The following is a 14,295-nucleotide window of genomic DNA, read 5'->3' as shown; positions in this document are numbered from 1 at the left end:
ACAGAGAGGACCAAGACGATGAAACACTTGAAACCCACCCTGATGGCTGCCCTTCTCGGCGCCACCGCATTGGGGATGATGACCACCGGCGCCAGCGCCAAGGATCTGCGCATCGGCCTGCAATCGGACGCCGACGTGCTGGACCCGGATCAGTCGCGCACCTTCGTGGGCCGCATCGTCTATGCCTCGCTCTGCGACAAGCTGGTCGACATCACCCCGGATCTGGAAATCATCCCGCAGCTGGCCACCGCATGGCAGGTGTCCGAGGATGGCATGACCGTCACCATGCAGCTGCGCGAAGGCGTGGTGTTCCACGATGGCACCCCCTTCAACGCCGAGGCCGTGGCCGCGAATATCGAACGCTCCAAAACCCTCGATGAATCGCGCCGCAAGTCCGAGCTGTCCTCGATCACCTCGACCGAAGTGACCGGCGAGTATGAGATCAAGCTGAACCTCAAAGGCCCCGATGCGACGCTTCTGGCGCAGCTGGCCGACCGTGCCGGCATGATGATGTCGCCCACCGCCGCCGCAGCAGCGGGCGTGGATTTCGGCCTCAACCCGGTCTGCTCCGGTCCGTTCAGCTTTGAAGAGCGTGTCGCCCAGGACAAGATCGTCCTGAAGCGCTTCCCGGACTACTGGAACGCCGACAAGATTGCCTTTGACAGCGTGACCTTCCTGCCGATCCCGGACACCACCGTGCGTCTGGCCAACCTGCAGTCGGGTGATATCGACATGCTGGAGCGTCTGGCCGCCACCGACCTGGCACAGGCCAATGCAGATGCGAATATCGCTGTCGCCGACGCGGTTTCGCTGGGCTATCAGGGCATCACCTTCAACCTGAACAACGGTGAAAAGGGCGACAATCCCTGGGGCAACGACGCGCGCCTGCGTCAGGCGTTCAGCTATGCCATCGACCGCAACGCGATCAACCAGGTGGTCTTTGAAGGCGCCTTTGCCGCTGGCAACCAGCCCTATCCGCCGACCTCGCCCTGGTATGACGCCGATTACCCGGTTCCGGGCCGCGATGTGGCCAAGGCCAAGGAACTGCTGGCCGAAGCCGGGTATCCCGATGGTCTGGAGCTTGAAGTTCAGGTCCCCAATACCACCGTTCCGCTGCAGCTGATGCAGGTGGTTCAGGCCATGGCCGCCGAAGCCGGCATCGACGTGAAGATCGTCTCGAAAGAGTTCGCCACCCTGCTGGCCGATCAATCCGCCGGTGACTACACCGCCAGCCAGATCGGCTGGTCCGGCCGGGTCGATCCCGATGGCAACATCCACCAGTTCATGACCACGAACGGTGGCCTCAACGACAGCAAATACTCCAACCCTGCCGTGGATGAGGCGCTGAACGCGGCCCGCGTTGCTTCCAGCACCGAGGCCCGCAAGGCGTCCTATGATGCCGCGCGCGACGTGCTGGTCGAGGAATCGCCGATTGTCTACCTCTACCATCAGACCTGGATCTGGGCGCATAACACCAATCTGGAAGGCTTCACCGCGTATCCGGACGGGATGATCCGCCTCGAAGGCGTCACCTGGAACGAGTGATACCCACCCTGCGCCGCCCCGCCCTGCGCGCGGGCGGCGCAGATCTTCTGGCCCTTCGGGGTCGCAGCCAATCCGTCAGGTCTGCCCGATGTTCCTGTTCCTTATGCGCCGCATCCTGATCGCGGTGCCCACGATCATACTGATCTCGATCTTTGTCTTCGCCCTGCAAAAGCTGCTGCCGGGGGATCCGCTTCTGGTGCTGGCCGGAGAAGAGCGCGACCCCGAGGTGCTGGAGCTGCTGCGCGAGAAATACCGCCTGAACGATCCCATCATCGTGCAGTATTTCACATGGATCACCAATGCCCTGCAGGGAGACCTCGGGATTTCGCTGCGCACCAACCAGCCGGTCACCGAGCTGATGATGCAGAAACTGCCGGTGACGCTGCAACTGGCGGCGATGTCGATGATCTTTGCCCTGACGATCGGCGTGCCTGCGGGCATCCTGTCGGCCTACCGCAAGGGTACGCTGACCGATTACCTGGCCAATGTGGTAGCCCTCTCGGGCTTGTCGATCCCCAACTTCTGGCTTGGCATCATGCTGATCCTGCTGGTGTCGGTGAAATGGCAGCTGCTGCCCGCATCGGGCTATGTGCCTCTGTCCGAGGATTTCGCCCAGTCGATCCGCACCATGCTGATGCCCGCCTTCGTGCTGGGCACCGCCCTTGCCGCCACGATGATGCGGCACACCCGCTCGGCCATGCTGGGCGTGCTCAGCGCCGATTATGTCCGCACCGCCCGCGCCAAGGGGCTGACCGAACGCCGCGTGGTCCTGAAACACGCCTTCCGCAACGCGCTGACCCCGATTGTCACCCTGACCGCGCTGCTGTTCGGTGAACTGGTGGCTGGCGCCGTCCTGACCGAGCAGATCTTCACCATTCCCGGCTTTGGCAAGATGGTCGTCGATGCGGTGTTCAACCGCGACTATGCGGTGGTGCAGGGTATCGTTCTGGTGACCGCGGTCGGCTTTATCTTTATGAACCTTCTGGCCGATGCGCTGTATTTCATCCTCAATCCACGGCTGAGAGGGCAATAAGATGACCGAAGCAACAGCCCCCTTCACCCCCGAGCAGGATGCAATCAGCGACGGCAAGAACCGCGTCTGGAAGAAGTTCCGCTCTCACCGCAGCGCTTTGTTCGGCGGCGTTCTGGTGGCCTTCTTCGTGGCGATTGCCCTCTTGGCGCCCGTGCTGCCGATCCCCGATCCCGCCGCCACCGACTGGGGCGCCGTGCGCAAGGCGCCCTCGGCCGCCCATTGGATGGGCACGGATGAGATTGGCCGCGATGTGCTGTCCCGCCTGATCTGGGGGGCGCAGGCCTCGCTTCTGGCCGGTGTGGTGTCGGTCGGGATTGCGCTCGCCCTTGGCGTGCCGCTCGGCATTCTGGCCGGCTATTTCGGCGGCTGGACCGATGCGGTGATCTCGCGCTGTACCGAGGCCCTGCTGGCGGCCCCCTTCCTGATCCTCGCGATTGCACTGGCGGCCTTCCTTGGTCCGTCGCTGACCAATGCGATGATCGCCATCGGGATCTCGGCCACGCCGATCTTCATCCGCCTGACCCGCGGGCAGGTGCTGACCGTGCGCTCCGAAGACTACGTGGACAGCGCCCTGGCCATCGGCCTGCCGACGCCCAAGATCCTGCGCCGCTATATCCTGCCAAACGTGCTGCCGCCGATCCTGGTGCAGGCAACCCTGACCATTGCCACGGCGATCATCGCCGAGGCCTCTCTGTCCTTCCTCGGCCTTGGCCAGCAGGCGCCCGCGCCCAGCTGGGGGTCGATGCTGAACACAGCGAAGAATTTCCTCAATCAAGCCCCCTGGATGGCCATGTGGCCGGGCATCTCGATTTTTCTCGTGGTGCTGGGCTTCAACCTTCTTGGCGATGGTCTGCGCGATGCGCTGGACCCCCGCGAGCACTAGACCAAACGGAGACATAGATGTCCGATTTTACAACACGGCCCGAAATCCGGGGCACCTTCGGGGTCGCAACCTCGACCCATTGGATTGCCTCGACCGTCGGCATGAGCATTCTGGAAAAGGGCGGCAACGCATTTGACGCCGCCGTCGCAACCGCGCTGGTCCTGCAGGTGGTCGAACCACATCTGAACGGTCCGGCTGGCGATATGCCCGCGATCTTCCACAAGGCGGAAACAGGCGAAACCAAGGTGGTCTGTGCACAGGGCGTGGCGCCAAAGGCGGCGACCATCGAAGCCTACACCGAACAGGGGCTGACCCTGATCCCAGGCTCGGGCCTGCTTGCTACCGTCGTTCCCGGCGCCTTTGACGGCTGGATGATGATGCTGCGCGATCACGGCACCATGTCGCTGCGCGAGGTGCTGGAACCGGTGATCGGCTATGCCCGTGATGGCCATCCGGTGCTGCCGCGTGTGGCCAATACCATTGCCGGTCTGCAGGAATTCTTTGAAACCGAATGGCCAACCTCGGCTGCTGTCTGGGCCCCGGGTGGCGAAGCGCCGAAACCCAACGCCCTGTTCAAGAACCCGGATCTGGCGCGCACCTACGAACGTCTGGCCGAAGCGGGCGAAGCCGCAGGTGAGGACCGTGTCGCCCAGATCGACGCCGCCCGCGCCGAATGGCGCGAAGGTTTCGTGGCCGAGGCGATCTTTGACTATCTGAAAGACGCCCATGTGATGGATGTCTCGGACGAGAAACACAGCGCGGTGCTGGCGCCCGAGGACCTGAAGGACTGGCGTGCCACCTATGAGGACACCCTGTCTTACGAATACGAAGGCTGGACGGTGCACAAGACCCACGCCTGGAGCCAGGGACCGGTGCTGCTGCAGGGCCTTGCCATCCTCAAGGGCTTTGACCTTGGCGCGATGGATCCCTTCGGCGCCGAGTTCGTGCACACCGTGACCGAAGCGATGAAGCTCGCCTATGCCGACCGCGAGGCCTATTACGGCGACCCCGCCCAGTCCGAGATCCCGATGGAGTACCTCCTCAGCGAGGAATACAACGCCGAGCGCCGCAAGTTGATCACCGCCAAGGCCTCGACCGAGCAGCGCCCGGGCCGGGTGCCGGGCTTCGAACATCTCGCCGACGCCTATGTCGAGCGCGCGGCGCGGGACTTCAACGTCGGCCAGGTGGCGGCGCAGGAACCGACCATGTCGCACCTCACCGAAAAGCGCGGCGATACCGTACATCTCGACGTGATCGACCGCTGGGGCAACATGGTCGCCGCGACACCTTCGGGCGGCTGGCTGCAAAGCTCCCCGGTCATTCCGGGCCTCGGCTTCCCGCTCAACTCCCGCGCCCAGATGTTCTGGCTGGAGGACGGTCTGCCGACCTCGCTGGCGCCGGGCCGCCGCCCCCGCACCACCCTGACCCCCAGCTATGCGGAAAAAGACGGTGTGCAGATGGTCTTTGGCACCCCCGGCGGTGACCAGCAGGACCAGTGGCAGCTCATCTGGTTCCTGCGTTTCGTGCATTTCGGCATGGAACTGCAGCAATGCATGGATGCGCCGCTGTTCCATTCCATGCACTTCCAGGGATCCTTCTTCCCACGCGAAGTGCGGACCGCCGAAATGATGGTCGAGCCCAACTTTGGCGAGGCGGTGATCGCCGATCTGCGCGCCCGGGGTCACAACGTCGTGGTGGCGGATCCCTGGACCGTCGGCCGCCTGACCGCTGCCCTGCGCGAGCCGGACGGCATGCTGCGCGCGGCGGCGACCCCGCGCCTGATGCAGGCCTATGCGGTCGGCCGATGACCTGGTCACTGATTGCCAAGAACCCCGAGGATGGCGCGATCGCTGTGATCGTCGCCTCCCGGTTCTTCGCCTGCGGCGCGGTGGTGCCCTTTGTCGGGCCGACTGTCGCCGTGGCGTCGCAGGCCTTCTGCAATCCGGTCTGGGGCACCGAGGGACGCAGGCGCATGGCCGCCGGTGAAAGCGCCCAGGCGGTGCTCGCCGATTTCGCCCTTCGCGATCAGGGGCAGGCGATCCGCCAGGCCCATATGATGGATGCCGAAGGTCGCTTTGTCGCCCATACCGGCGCCGATTGCGTCGACTGGGCCGGGCACCTCTTGGCCGAGGATCATTCGGTGGCGGGCAATATGCTGACCGGCCCCGAGGTGATCGAGGCAACCTCGGCCGCCTACAAGGACAACGCGGATCTGCCCTTTGCCGAGCGTCTGATCGTGGCCATGCAAGCCGGGGAGGCCGCAGGTGGCGACAAACGGGGCCGTCAGGCCGCCGGACTGGTGATCCATCGCGGACAGGAGCATGCCTGGCTCGACATCCGGGCCGATGACCACGCGGACCCCCTCGGTGAACTGGCCCGCCTCTGGGAGGTCGCGCAGGAACGCTATGTGCATTTCTCCAAGGGCATGCCCACGGCCGAGCGGTTCTCTGGCCTGCCCACCCGCGAAGGCATCGACGCCGATATCGCCGCGGCAGAGGCCCGCCGCATCGCAGAAGGACGCCCCAGCAAATCGCAGGCCGTCGATTATTGATCAAACAGCGCCCGGTATGCCCCGGGCGCTGTTGTTTTTACCCTTTGCGCCATTTTTTGCTTCAATATGCAGACCCTGTCTGAGAAAAAGTCTGTCATGTCATCACACTCCCGCAGCTCGTCTATCGAGCCGATCAAACAAAAGGTTCTGGCCCTGATCAAATCGGGCAGCCTCGCCGCGGACGGAAAACTGCCCACCGAACGGGTTCTGTCGGAACAGTTCGACGTCAGCCGCAGGGCGGTGCGTCTGGCCCTCGACAGTCTGGAAGAACAGGGGCTGGTCTGGCGCAAACAGGGCAAGGGCACCTTTGCCGGACAGCCCGCCGATCCGACCGGAGACCTCGCGGCCAAGATCGCCGGGGAGACCAACGCGCTGCAGGTGATGGAAGCGCGCCTGTGTATCGAGCCGGAGCTTGCCGCGCTGTGTGCCAAACGGATGCAGCCGGATGAGCTGATGCGCCTGCGCCGTCTGGCCCAGCGGCAGTTTGAATCCAACGGTCCGGAAGCGATCGAACTTTGGGATGGCGCCTTTCACCGGCTGATCGCCCAATGCGCCCGCAACCGGCCCTTGCTGACCTCCTTTGCCCTGCTTGACCGGATCCGCGAGAACCCGGAATGGATCCGCATCCGCGCCCGTGCCCGAAGCGGGCCGTCGCTGGAAGTGTCGCATTGCGAGCACGTGACCATTATCGAAGCGATTGCCACAGGCGACAGCGATGTGGCCCGCACCGCCATGCGCGAACATCTGACCACCCGCTTTGACGCGCTGCGGAGCGAAATGGACCCCGGCGACGACAGCTGGGAGACCGAGCTGTTCGACATAGACACCGGCAAGTAACAGCGGCGCACAGATCACAACGGAACCGGCAGGAGACGCATCATGACATCCACCCTTCCCGCATCGGTGCAGAGCTGCCACTGGGGCTTTTTCGACGCGGCCCATCCGCCTGCCCTGTCCATCGACAGCGGCGAAGAGGTCATCATCGACACCGTCTCGGGTGGCCCCGACATGTTGCCCGGAGATGGTTTTCACGTGCCGCCGGAATTGCTGGAAATTCACGCCGCCGGTCTGCCGGGCATGCCGGGCCATATCCTGACCGGCCCGGTCGAGGTGCGTGGCGCCCAGCCGGGCGATGTACTGCAGGTCGATATCCTCGATATCTCGCTGCGACAGGACTGGGGCTACAACATGATCCGGCCCTTGGCCGGGACGCTGCCGCTGGAATTTCCCAAACGCCAGCGCACCATCCTGCCGCTGGACGCCGAGCGGCAACTGGCCCACCTGCCCTGGGGCACCGATCTGCCGCTGGCGCCGTTCTTTGGGGTCATGGGGGTGGCGCCGCCGCCGGAATGGGGGCGGATCTCCACCATCGAGCCGCGTCGCCATGGCGGCAATATCGACAACAAGGAACTGATCGCGGGCACCACCCTGTACCTGCCGGTTCTGGCACCGGGCGCGCTGTTTTCCTGTGGCGACGGTCATGCCGCGCAGGGCGATGGCGAGGTCTGCGTCACCGCCATCGAAACGGCGCTGCGCGGGCATTTCCGCCTGACCCTGCGCAGGGACCTGTCGCTGGACTACCCACAAGCAGAAACGCCATCGCATCACATCACCATGGGCATGCATGCCGATCTGGATGTCTGCGCCGAAATGGCCCTGCGGGATATGATTGCCGTGGCCGAGGCGCGATTGGGGATCAGCCGGGAAGACGCATATATGCTCTGCAGCCTCGCCGCCGATCTGCGCATCACCCAGACGGTGAACCGCGAAAAAGGCGTGCATATGATGATGCCGAAAAGCCAGCTGCAACGCCCGTAACGGCGCCTGTATCCAGTCCGCCGCGCCGACAGAGGACTGTCAGGCTGGATCACCCTGATCCACCGCCTCGAAGCCTGAAATGATATCCAGCAGCTCGCGGGTGATTTCCTCCTGCCGTTTCTGGCGATAGGCATCCATCAGCTCTTCGCGGTGGTCGCTGATATTGCCCTCCGCCCGGCGCATGGCAGCCAGACGCGCGGCGTGTTCGCTGGCCAGGGATTCGGCAAGCGCGCGATAGATCTGCACAAAGATCCGCTGCCCGATCAGCCAGGAGAACAGCTTGGTCGGCGCCATGCGGTAGGTCGGCAGGCTGCGCGATGGCCAGGGTTTGCGGGCCAGCCCATCGAGATCCCCGCGCGGCACCGGCAGCAGCGGCCACTCGGTCGGCACCGCCAATGAAGCCCCGGCGCGGCGGTTGAACAAAAGCGAAACTGTCCCGACGCCCGCTTCGGTCCAGCGGTCGATTTCCACCGCAACCGCATGCACCGTGGCCGTCAGACCGGCGGCCGATCCGGGCAGCGCAAACAGCGCATCGGGCATATGCCCTTCTGCCTCCATATGCGCCGCCACCCGCTGGCCCAGCACGCAGAGGCGGCAATCGCTCTCCTCCAAGATCCGCGCGACCGCGCGACCGCCAATCCGGTCATTGAACCGCCCGCACAGCCCCCGGTCAGAGCCGATGACGATCAGCGCCGATCCCGGCGCCACCTCTGCGGGTGACCCCACCTGCGTCTGTAGCCGCTGATCACGCAGCACAGCCCGCAACCCGAGATCCACTGTGCGTTCATAATCCACCATTGTCGCGGCGGCGCGCTCGTACTGGCGGATACTGACCGAGGAGAGGCTTTTCATGGTGCGCACGATGGAATGGATCTCGGCGGTGGTGTGCATCCGTGCCGAAAGCGCCTCAAGCGTCTGCATCACCCGCTCCTTCGCGCCGCGGCGAATGCGGATCGTCGGGATAGAACCCGGTCAGCGCCGCCTGCATCGCCGTGATCAGGGCCGCCCGCAGCGCCGGGTCCAGCGGCGCGCCGCCCTCGATGGCATCGCAGATCTCGGGACAGGTCCGGCGGGCGGCCCGAGCCGCATGCAGCCCCGCATCGCTGACCCTGTCAGCAGGAATGGCATCGAACAACCCTTCGGTCGCGGCCAGCAGCGCCGCGATCTGGTCCGCCACCTCAAGCAGTTGATGTTCACGCTGCTTCAGGATTTCCCGCACCCGCAGCCCCCGGTCCAGCCGCTGCCGTGTCTCGGCATCGATCTGGGTACCAAAGCGGGCAAAGGTCTCCAGCTCTTCGAATTGCGCGTAATAGAGCCTTAAATCTCCCGCCACGGCGCGAAAGGCAGGCAATTGCGCCTTGCCGCCAACGCGGCTGACCGAGGTGCCGATGTCGATGGCCGGCAGCCTGCCCTTTTCGAACAGCGAGGGCGACAGGTAGATCTGCCCGTCCGTGATGGAAATGAGGTTGGTGGGAATAAAGGCGGAAATATTCTGCGCCTGAGTTTCGATCACCGGCAGAGCAGTCAGCGAACCGCCACCGTGTTCCTCGCGCAGCGGGGTGGCGCGTTCCAGCAGCCGCGAATGAATATAGAAGATGTCACCGGGATACGCCTCGCGGCCGGGCGGGCGGCGCAATAGCAGCGACAGCTCGCGATAGGCGCGGGCATGGCGGGTCAGATCATCATAGACGATCAGCACATCGCGCCCTTCGTCCATGAAATGCTCCGCCATGGCAGTGGCTGCATAGGGCGCGATGAACTGCAACCCCGGCGCGTCTTCTCCACCGGCCACCACCACGATGGTGCGCTCCAGTGCGCCGCCCTTGCGCAGGCTATCGATCACCCGCGCCACCGCCGAGGCCCGCTGCCCGATGGCGCAATAGATCGAGATCACCCCGGTGTCGCGCTGGTTCAGGATGGTATCGACAGCGATGGCCGTCTTGCCGGATTGCCGGTCGCCGACGATCAGCTCGCGCTGGCCGCGCCCGATGGGCACGGCGGCGTCGATCGCCTTGATCCCGGTCTGCAGCGGCACGCTGACCGGGGCGCGGTGCATGATGGGCGGCGCCGGGCGTTCGATGGGGGCACGTTCGCGGCATTGCACCGGTCCGGCGCCATCAAGCGGCTGTCCCATCGCATCGACCACCCGGCCGAGCAGCGCCGATCCAACCGGCGTATCAACCACGCGCCGGGTGCGGTGTACCTTGTCGCCGGGGCGGATGCCCGCGCTGTCACCAAGGACGATCACCCCGATGCGGTCGGTGGCCAGGCTTGAGGCGATACCAGTCTGCCCACCGGAGAAGAGCACCAGCTCATCCGCGCGGAGGTCGGGAAACCCGGCAATCCGTGCAATGCCGTTGCCGACAGACAGCACCCGGGCGACATCGGTGATTTCGGCCACTGGGGCGGTTTCGGCAAGGATCCGGTCCATCCGGTCGACCAGCCCTGCGGCAATCCGGCCCGCCATGCCCTGCCCGTCTGTGCGCTTGTCATTGCGCCCGCCGTTCTGCCCGTCATGCGGCATCGGCAGCCTCGCTTGCCACGGCATCCAGGCTTTCTTCGATCAGCAGGCCCAGCCGGTCCAGATAGCGCCCTGCCGACCAGTCCAGCACCTGATGGCCCAGCGTCAGACGGATGCCAAAGGTAACATCCCCGACGGTGGCATATTCCACCTTGATACCCTCTGCGATCTCGTCGTGGATAGCGCGGGTCAGGTGGCGCCGCGCCGCGCTTGGCAGCTCCATGCTGCATTCCACCAGCGCCGCCCCCGGCATGCCTTCCGCTGCCCGTTCCAGCCGCCTGCGCTCCTCAAGGTCGAGCGAGGACAATTGCCGGGCGAACTCTGCCGCCATCTGCTCCGCCAGATCGGCTCCGGCGAAATCCGCCAGAACACGGCGCAGCGCCTGCCCCACGTGGGCGGCTGTGCGCTTTTGCATCTCCAGCACGATTTCAGTGCGGTCCTCCTGCAAATGGTCCAGCCAGGCCGCACGTTTCTGCTCCATGTCTTCGCGCAGATCGGCCTCCAGCTCTTGGCGCAACGCCTCGGCTGCGGCGCGGGCCTTTGCCATCTCGGCCTCCCTATGGCTGTCCAGCGCCTGCCGCTCGGCCCGCAGCGCTTCGGCTTCGGTGACAGCCTCTTCACGCACGCGGCGCGCATCGCCAAGCCGCTCGGCAATCCGTTGTTCCCGCTCGGCCATTGCCTTGGTCACAGGCCCGTAGAGAAAGCGTTTCAGCAACCAGATCAGAACGAGGAAGTTCACCAGTTGCGCCGCGACGGTTAGCCAGTCGATCTGCACCGGATCATCCTCCGCCCGGGAGCGCCGCAGTCAGGGCAGCGATGTCCACGAATGGGTTGGCAAACAGCAGAATCATCGCCACCACGAAACAGTAGATCGCGGTGGATTCGATCATCGCAAGACTGACGAACAGGGTGCGGGTGATCGTCGGGGCGGCGTCCGGCTGCTGTGCAAGGGACTGCAGCGCCTGCGCCGCGGCCCGGCCTTCGGCCAGCGCGGGGGCGATGGCACCGATGGTGATGGTCAGCCCCGCCGTGACAATCGAGGCGATGGCGATCCAGACGGAAGCGTCCATGATCAGGGTTCCTTTCGTGTTTGGCTGTGACCGGTTTGGTTGGCAGGGGAGGCGTCAGCATCAGACGACAGCGATCGGCTGCTGCGGGCGCCCGAGGCGATGTAGACCATCGCCAGAACGGCAAAGATATAAGCCTGGATCAGGCCGGTCAGCAGGCCCAGAACCTGCATGACCACCGGGAAGAAGAACGGCGCCACGCTGATCAGGATGCCGACGATGATCGTGCCGCTCATGACATTGCCGTATAGGCGCACGGCCAGAGCAACGGTCCGCGATGCCTCTGACACCAGATTGAAGGGCAGCATGATGGGGCTGGGCCGCACATAGGTCTTCAGGTAACCGCCGATCCCCTGCCGAGCGATGGAAAAGGCGGGCACTGCCACAAGCACCGCGATGGCCAGCGCCGCAGTGGTGGAGAGGGAGCCGGTAGGCGGCACATAGCCGGGCACCACCGACAGCAGGTTGGCGGCGGCGATGAACAGGAACAGGGTTCCGATAAAGGGCAGATAGCGCGCGCCGTCACCGCCGCTAATCTCGGAAATCTGGTCGCGGATGGCGGTAACGATGACCTCCAGCATGACCTGCCAGCGGGAGACCTTTTCGCCGGTCGACAGGCGCGAGGTGACCAGCCAGGATCCGGCGGCCAGCAGCGCCATCACCAGCCAAGTGAACGCCACGGTGGCGGTCAGCTGCAACCCGTGCCATTCGGCCAATACCCATTGATCGGGACTGATCTGCATCACGGTGTCTCCGCCTGTGTCATTCATCACCCCCTTCGCGCTGCACCCAGTACCAGGCGTTGAGACAACCCAGCGCCGCACCAGCCAAAAGCAGGATCAGCGTCCAGGACCGGTGCGACTGGACGCGTCCATCGATCCAGACGCCCAGCGCGACGCCCAGAACCACCGGCACCGCAACTGACCAGCCGACAAGACCGAACATCCCCAGCCCATAAAGCGCGCTGCGCTGCGGGTGCTTTTGTGCCGCCTGTTTGCGACGGGCCTTGCGGACGATTTCTTCCGCCTCCTCTGCGTCGGGCCGTTCTCCGTTCATAGCGCCTGCTCCAACTCCAGGAACCGGCGCACGATCTGTGCCTCCAGCCGAGCCAAGGCTGCGCGGGCGGCACGTTCGTTTTGCTCGGCGGCGCGGAAATCGGCCTGCGCCCGCTGTTGCACCGTCTGCAGATCATCGCCCAGCACCGCGCCGGAGGTGGAGACCAGCACCTCATCCCCGACCTTCACCAGTGTTCCGGAATGGATCCCGGCATAGCGCACCTGCCCGCCCGTCTCCTCGTAAGTCAGGATGCCCGGGGCCAGCTGAGAGGCATAATCGATATGGTGCGGCAACATCCCGAATGCGCCATCTGGCCCTTCGGCCACGATACGCACGACCTCCAGATCAAGGCACAGCCGGTCAGGAAGGAGGATCTTAAGCTGCATGTCCCGCCCCCTCTTTCTGCGCCAGATCCGCCACCGTTCCGATCATGTAAAAGGCGCTTTCGGGATGGTCGCGGAACTCATCATTCAGGATGCGCTCACAGGAAGACAGCGTCTCACTCAGCGGCACGAAACGCCCCGGTATGCCGGTCATCTTTTCGGTGGAGTAAAACGGCTGTGTCAGAAACCGTTCGATCTGCCGGGCGCGGCGCACGGTGGCGCGGTCCGTTTCAGAAAGCTCCTCCAGCCCCAGCATGGCGATGATATCCTTGAGATCTTCGTACTCGGCCAGCGTGTTGCGCACCGCGCTGGCGATCATGTAGTGGCGGGTGCTAACAACCCCCGGCGTCAGCATCCGGGAGAAAGATTTCAGGGGGTCGATGGCGGGATACAGCCCTTCGGAGGCCTTCTTGCGCGACAGGGTGATCGAGGCTGACAGGTGCGAAAACGTATGCGTCGCCGCCGGGTCGGTGAAATCATCTGCCGGCACGTAGACCGCCTGAATCGAGGTCATGCTGCCCCGGCTGGTGGAGCAGATCCGCTCTTCCAGATCGGCCAGCTCGGTGCCCAGCGTCGGCTGATAACCCACCCGCGACGGGATCCGCCCCAGAAGGCCCGAAACCTCGGAGCCGGCCTGCACGAAACGATAGATATTGTCGATCAGCACCAGAACATCGCGGTTCAGGTCGTCGCGGAAATACTCGGCAATGGTCAGGGCTGCATGGCCGACGCGGAACCGCACGCCGGGCGTTTCATTCATCTGGCCAAAGACCATCACGGTGCGGTCCAGCACCCCGGCCTCCTCCATGTCGCGATGCAATTCCTCGGCTTCGCGGCAGCGTTCCCCGATGCCACAGAACAGGCTGATACCCTCGTATTCGGCGACCATATTGTGGATCATCTCGGTGATCAGAACGGTCTTGCCAACGCCTGCACCGCCGAACAGCCCCGCCTTGCCGCCGCGTTCCAGCGGGCTGAGCAGGTCAATCGCCTTGATCCCCGTCTCAAACAACTCACCCTCGGCCCGGCGCCGGGACAGCGGCACCGGCGTGCCATGGATCGATCGGCGCGGCATGTCACCGGGCAGCGGGCGTCCGTCAATGGGATCGCCGAACAGGTTGACCATGCGTCCCAGCAGGGCAGGCCCCACCGGCACCGAGAGCGGCAGACCGGTGTTGCGCACCGGCATGCCAAGGCGCAGCTCCGTGTTGGGGTTCAGGATCAGCCCGCGCGCGGTCTCCCGCCCCGGCAGGCTGGCGACCTCGATGGTGATCGCGGGATCGGACAGGGTGACCAGACGAGTGCCGATTGCAGGCAGCTCTGCTGCGAACCGGACATCGGCGATGCTGCCCTCGATGGCAGTGATATGGCCAATGGATGCGCTGTCGGACACGTCGGATCCTTTTGTTGCACCTGTGCTGCAAGCCTATCAGAAACA

15 protein-coding genes are annotated in these 14,295 nt (G+C 64.7%); 7 read left to right on the top strand and 8 right to left on the bottom strand.

What is annotated here, in order from left to right:
* Positions 1 to 18 precede the first annotated feature (18 nt).
* The 7 genes from AC5SSZ_RS22180 (at position 19) to AC5SSZ_RS22150 (ending at position 7,830) form a co-directional block, all read left to right on the top strand.
* Positions 19 to 1,545, top strand: coding sequence for an ABC transporter substrate-binding protein (locus tag AC5SSZ_RS22180; RefSeq protein WP_274833136.1), 1,527 nt, complete (start codon positions 19 to 21; stop codon positions 1,543 to 1,545).
* A gap of 88 nt (positions 1,546 to 1,633) precedes the next feature.
* Positions 1,634 to 2,578 carry an ABC transporter permease gene (locus AC5SSZ_RS22175; protein ID WP_065271933.1) on the top strand — a complete coding sequence of 315 codons (945 nt, stop codon included), beginning with the start codon at positions 1,634 to 1,636 and terminating at the stop codon, positions 2,576 to 2,578.
* Between the two features lies 1 nt (position 2,579).
* Entirely contained in the window at positions 2,580 to 3,461 is an 882-nt protein-coding gene (locus AC5SSZ_RS22170; RefSeq protein WP_495440120.1) for an ABC transporter permease, read from the top strand.
* A gap of 17 nt (positions 3,462 to 3,478) precedes the next feature.
* Positions 3,479 to 5,269, top strand: coding sequence for a gamma-glutamyltransferase family protein (locus AC5SSZ_RS22165; RefSeq protein WP_274829941.1), 1,791 nt, complete (start codon positions 3,479 to 3,481; stop codon positions 5,267 to 5,269).
* Positions 5,266 to 6,012 (top strand): DUF1028 domain-containing protein, encoded by a 747-nt coding sequence (locus AC5SSZ_RS22160; protein ID WP_274835204.1) that lies wholly within the window; start codon positions 5,266 to 5,268, stop codon positions 6,010 to 6,012. Before AC5SSZ_RS22165 ends, AC5SSZ_RS22160 begins: the two co-directional genes overlap by 4 nt.
* Before the next feature lie 96 nt (positions 6,013 to 6,108).
* Positions 6,109 to 6,849 carry a FadR/GntR family transcriptional regulator gene (locus tag AC5SSZ_RS22155; RefSeq protein ID WP_065273639.1) on the top strand — a complete coding sequence of 247 codons (741 nt, stop codon included), beginning with the start codon at positions 6,109 to 6,111 and terminating at the stop codon, positions 6,847 to 6,849.
* Between the two features lie 42 nt (positions 6,850 to 6,891).
* Positions 6,892 to 7,830, top strand: coding sequence for an acetamidase/formamidase family protein (locus tag AC5SSZ_RS22150; protein ID WP_065271937.1), 939 nt, complete (start codon positions 6,892 to 6,894; stop codon positions 7,828 to 7,830).
* Between the two features lie 39 nt (positions 7,831 to 7,869).
* On the opposite strand, the gene AC5SSZ_RS22145 is transcribed toward AC5SSZ_RS22150, so the two are convergent.
* From AC5SSZ_RS22145 to atpD, 8 genes are read right to left on the bottom strand one after another with little or no spacing between them, the layout of a single operon-like run.
* A complete protein-coding gene (locus AC5SSZ_RS22145; protein WP_495440117.1) occupies positions 7,870 to 8,751 on the bottom strand; it encodes a F0F1 ATP synthase subunit gamma in 882 nt (293 codons plus the stop codon).
* Complete coding sequence (locus AC5SSZ_RS22140; protein WP_495440115.1) at positions 8,738 to 10,378, bottom strand: alternate F1F0 ATPase, F1 subunit alpha; 1,641 nt, start codon at positions 10,376 to 10,378, stop codon at positions 8,738 to 8,740. Before AC5SSZ_RS22140 ends, AC5SSZ_RS22145 begins: the two co-directional genes overlap by 14 nt.
* Positions 10,344 to 11,126, bottom strand: a complete 783-nt coding sequence (locus AC5SSZ_RS22135; protein WP_495440113.1) for a F0F1 ATP synthase subunit B family protein — start codon at positions 11,124 to 11,126, stop codon at positions 10,344 to 10,346. Before AC5SSZ_RS22135 ends, AC5SSZ_RS22140 begins: the two co-directional genes overlap by 35 nt.
* Positions 11,127 to 11,130: 4 nt before the next feature.
* Positions 11,131 to 11,421, bottom strand: coding sequence for a F0F1 ATP synthase subunit C (locus tag AC5SSZ_RS22130; protein ID WP_065271941.1), 291 nt, complete (start codon positions 11,419 to 11,421; stop codon positions 11,131 to 11,133).
* Positions 11,422 to 11,423: 2 nt separating this feature from the next.
* Entirely contained in the window at positions 11,424 to 12,161 is a 738-nt protein-coding gene (locus AC5SSZ_RS22125; protein ID WP_495440111.1) for a F0F1 ATP synthase subunit A, read from the bottom strand.
* A gap of 19 nt (positions 12,162 to 12,180) precedes the next feature.
* Entirely contained in the window at positions 12,181 to 12,474 is a 294-nt protein-coding gene (locus tag AC5SSZ_RS22120) for an AtpZ/AtpI family protein (protein ID WP_347510547.1), read from the bottom strand.
* Complete coding sequence (locus AC5SSZ_RS22115) at positions 12,471 to 12,860, bottom strand: F0F1 ATP synthase subunit epsilon (protein WP_495440109.1); 390 nt, start codon at positions 12,858 to 12,860, stop codon at positions 12,471 to 12,473. The genes AC5SSZ_RS22120 and AC5SSZ_RS22115 overlap by 4 nt, the downstream gene beginning before the upstream one ends.
* On the bottom strand, positions 12,850 to 14,250 hold the full coding sequence (atpD, locus tag AC5SSZ_RS22110) for a F0F1 ATP synthase subunit beta (RefSeq protein WP_369001610.1): 1,401 nt from the start codon (positions 14,248 to 14,250) through the stop codon (positions 12,850 to 12,852). The genes AC5SSZ_RS22115 and atpD overlap by 11 nt, the downstream gene beginning before the upstream one ends.
* Positions 14,251 to 14,295: the final 45 nt, after the last annotated feature.

It is taken from the genome of Phaeobacter sp. CC-HEC084 (assembly GCF_059429255.1).
This window is presented reverse-complemented; position numbering and strand designations above follow the sequence as displayed.

Bases quoted from the DNA above. Each gene is read 5' to 3' on its own strand.
- AC5SSZ_RS22130 (WP_065271941.1), bottom strand. From the start codon at position 11,421: ATGGACGCTTCCGTCTGGATCGCCATCGCCTCGATTGTCACGGCGGGG.
- AC5SSZ_RS22175 (WP_065271933.1), top strand. From the start codon at position 1,634: ATGTTCCTGTTCCTTATGCGCCGCATCCTGATCGCGGTGCCCACGATC.
- AC5SSZ_RS22125 (WP_495440111.1), bottom strand. From the start codon at position 12,161: ATGCAGATCAGTCCCGATCAATGGGTATTGGCCGAATGGCACGGGTTG.
- AC5SSZ_RS22120 (WP_347510547.1), bottom strand. From the start codon at position 12,474: ATGAACGGAGAACGGCCCGACGCAGAGGAGGCGGAAGAAATCGTCCGC.
- AC5SSZ_RS22170 (WP_495440120.1), top strand. From the start codon at position 2,580: ATGACCGAAGCAACAGCCCCCTTCACCCCCGAGCAGGATGCAATCAGC.
- AC5SSZ_RS22115 (WP_495440109.1), bottom strand. From the start codon at position 12,860: ATGCAGCTTAAGATCCTCCTTCCTGACCGGCTGTGCCTTGATCTGGAG.
- AC5SSZ_RS22155 (WP_065273639.1), top strand. From the start codon at position 6,109: ATGTCATCACACTCCCGCAGCTCGTCTATCGAGCCGATCAAACAAAAG.
- AC5SSZ_RS22150 (WP_065271937.1), top strand. From the start codon at position 6,892: ATGACATCCACCCTTCCCGCATCGGTGCAGAGCTGCCACTGGGGCTTT.
- AC5SSZ_RS22165 (WP_274829941.1), top strand. From the start codon at position 3,479: ATGTCCGATTTTACAACACGGCCCGAAATCCGGGGCACCTTCGGGGTC.
- AC5SSZ_RS22145 (WP_495440117.1), bottom strand. From the start codon at position 8,751: ATGCAGACGCTTGAGGCGCTTTCGGCACGGATGCACACCACCGCCGAG.
- AC5SSZ_RS22140 (WP_495440115.1), bottom strand. From the start codon at position 10,378: ATGCCGTGGCAAGCGAGGCTGCCGATGCCGCATGACGGGCAGAACGGC.
- AC5SSZ_RS22180 (WP_274833136.1), top strand. From the start codon at position 19: ATGAAACACTTGAAACCCACCCTGATGGCTGCCCTTCTCGGCGCCACC.
- AC5SSZ_RS22160 (WP_274835204.1), top strand. From the start codon at position 5,266: ATGACCTGGTCACTGATTGCCAAGAACCCCGAGGATGGCGCGATCGCT.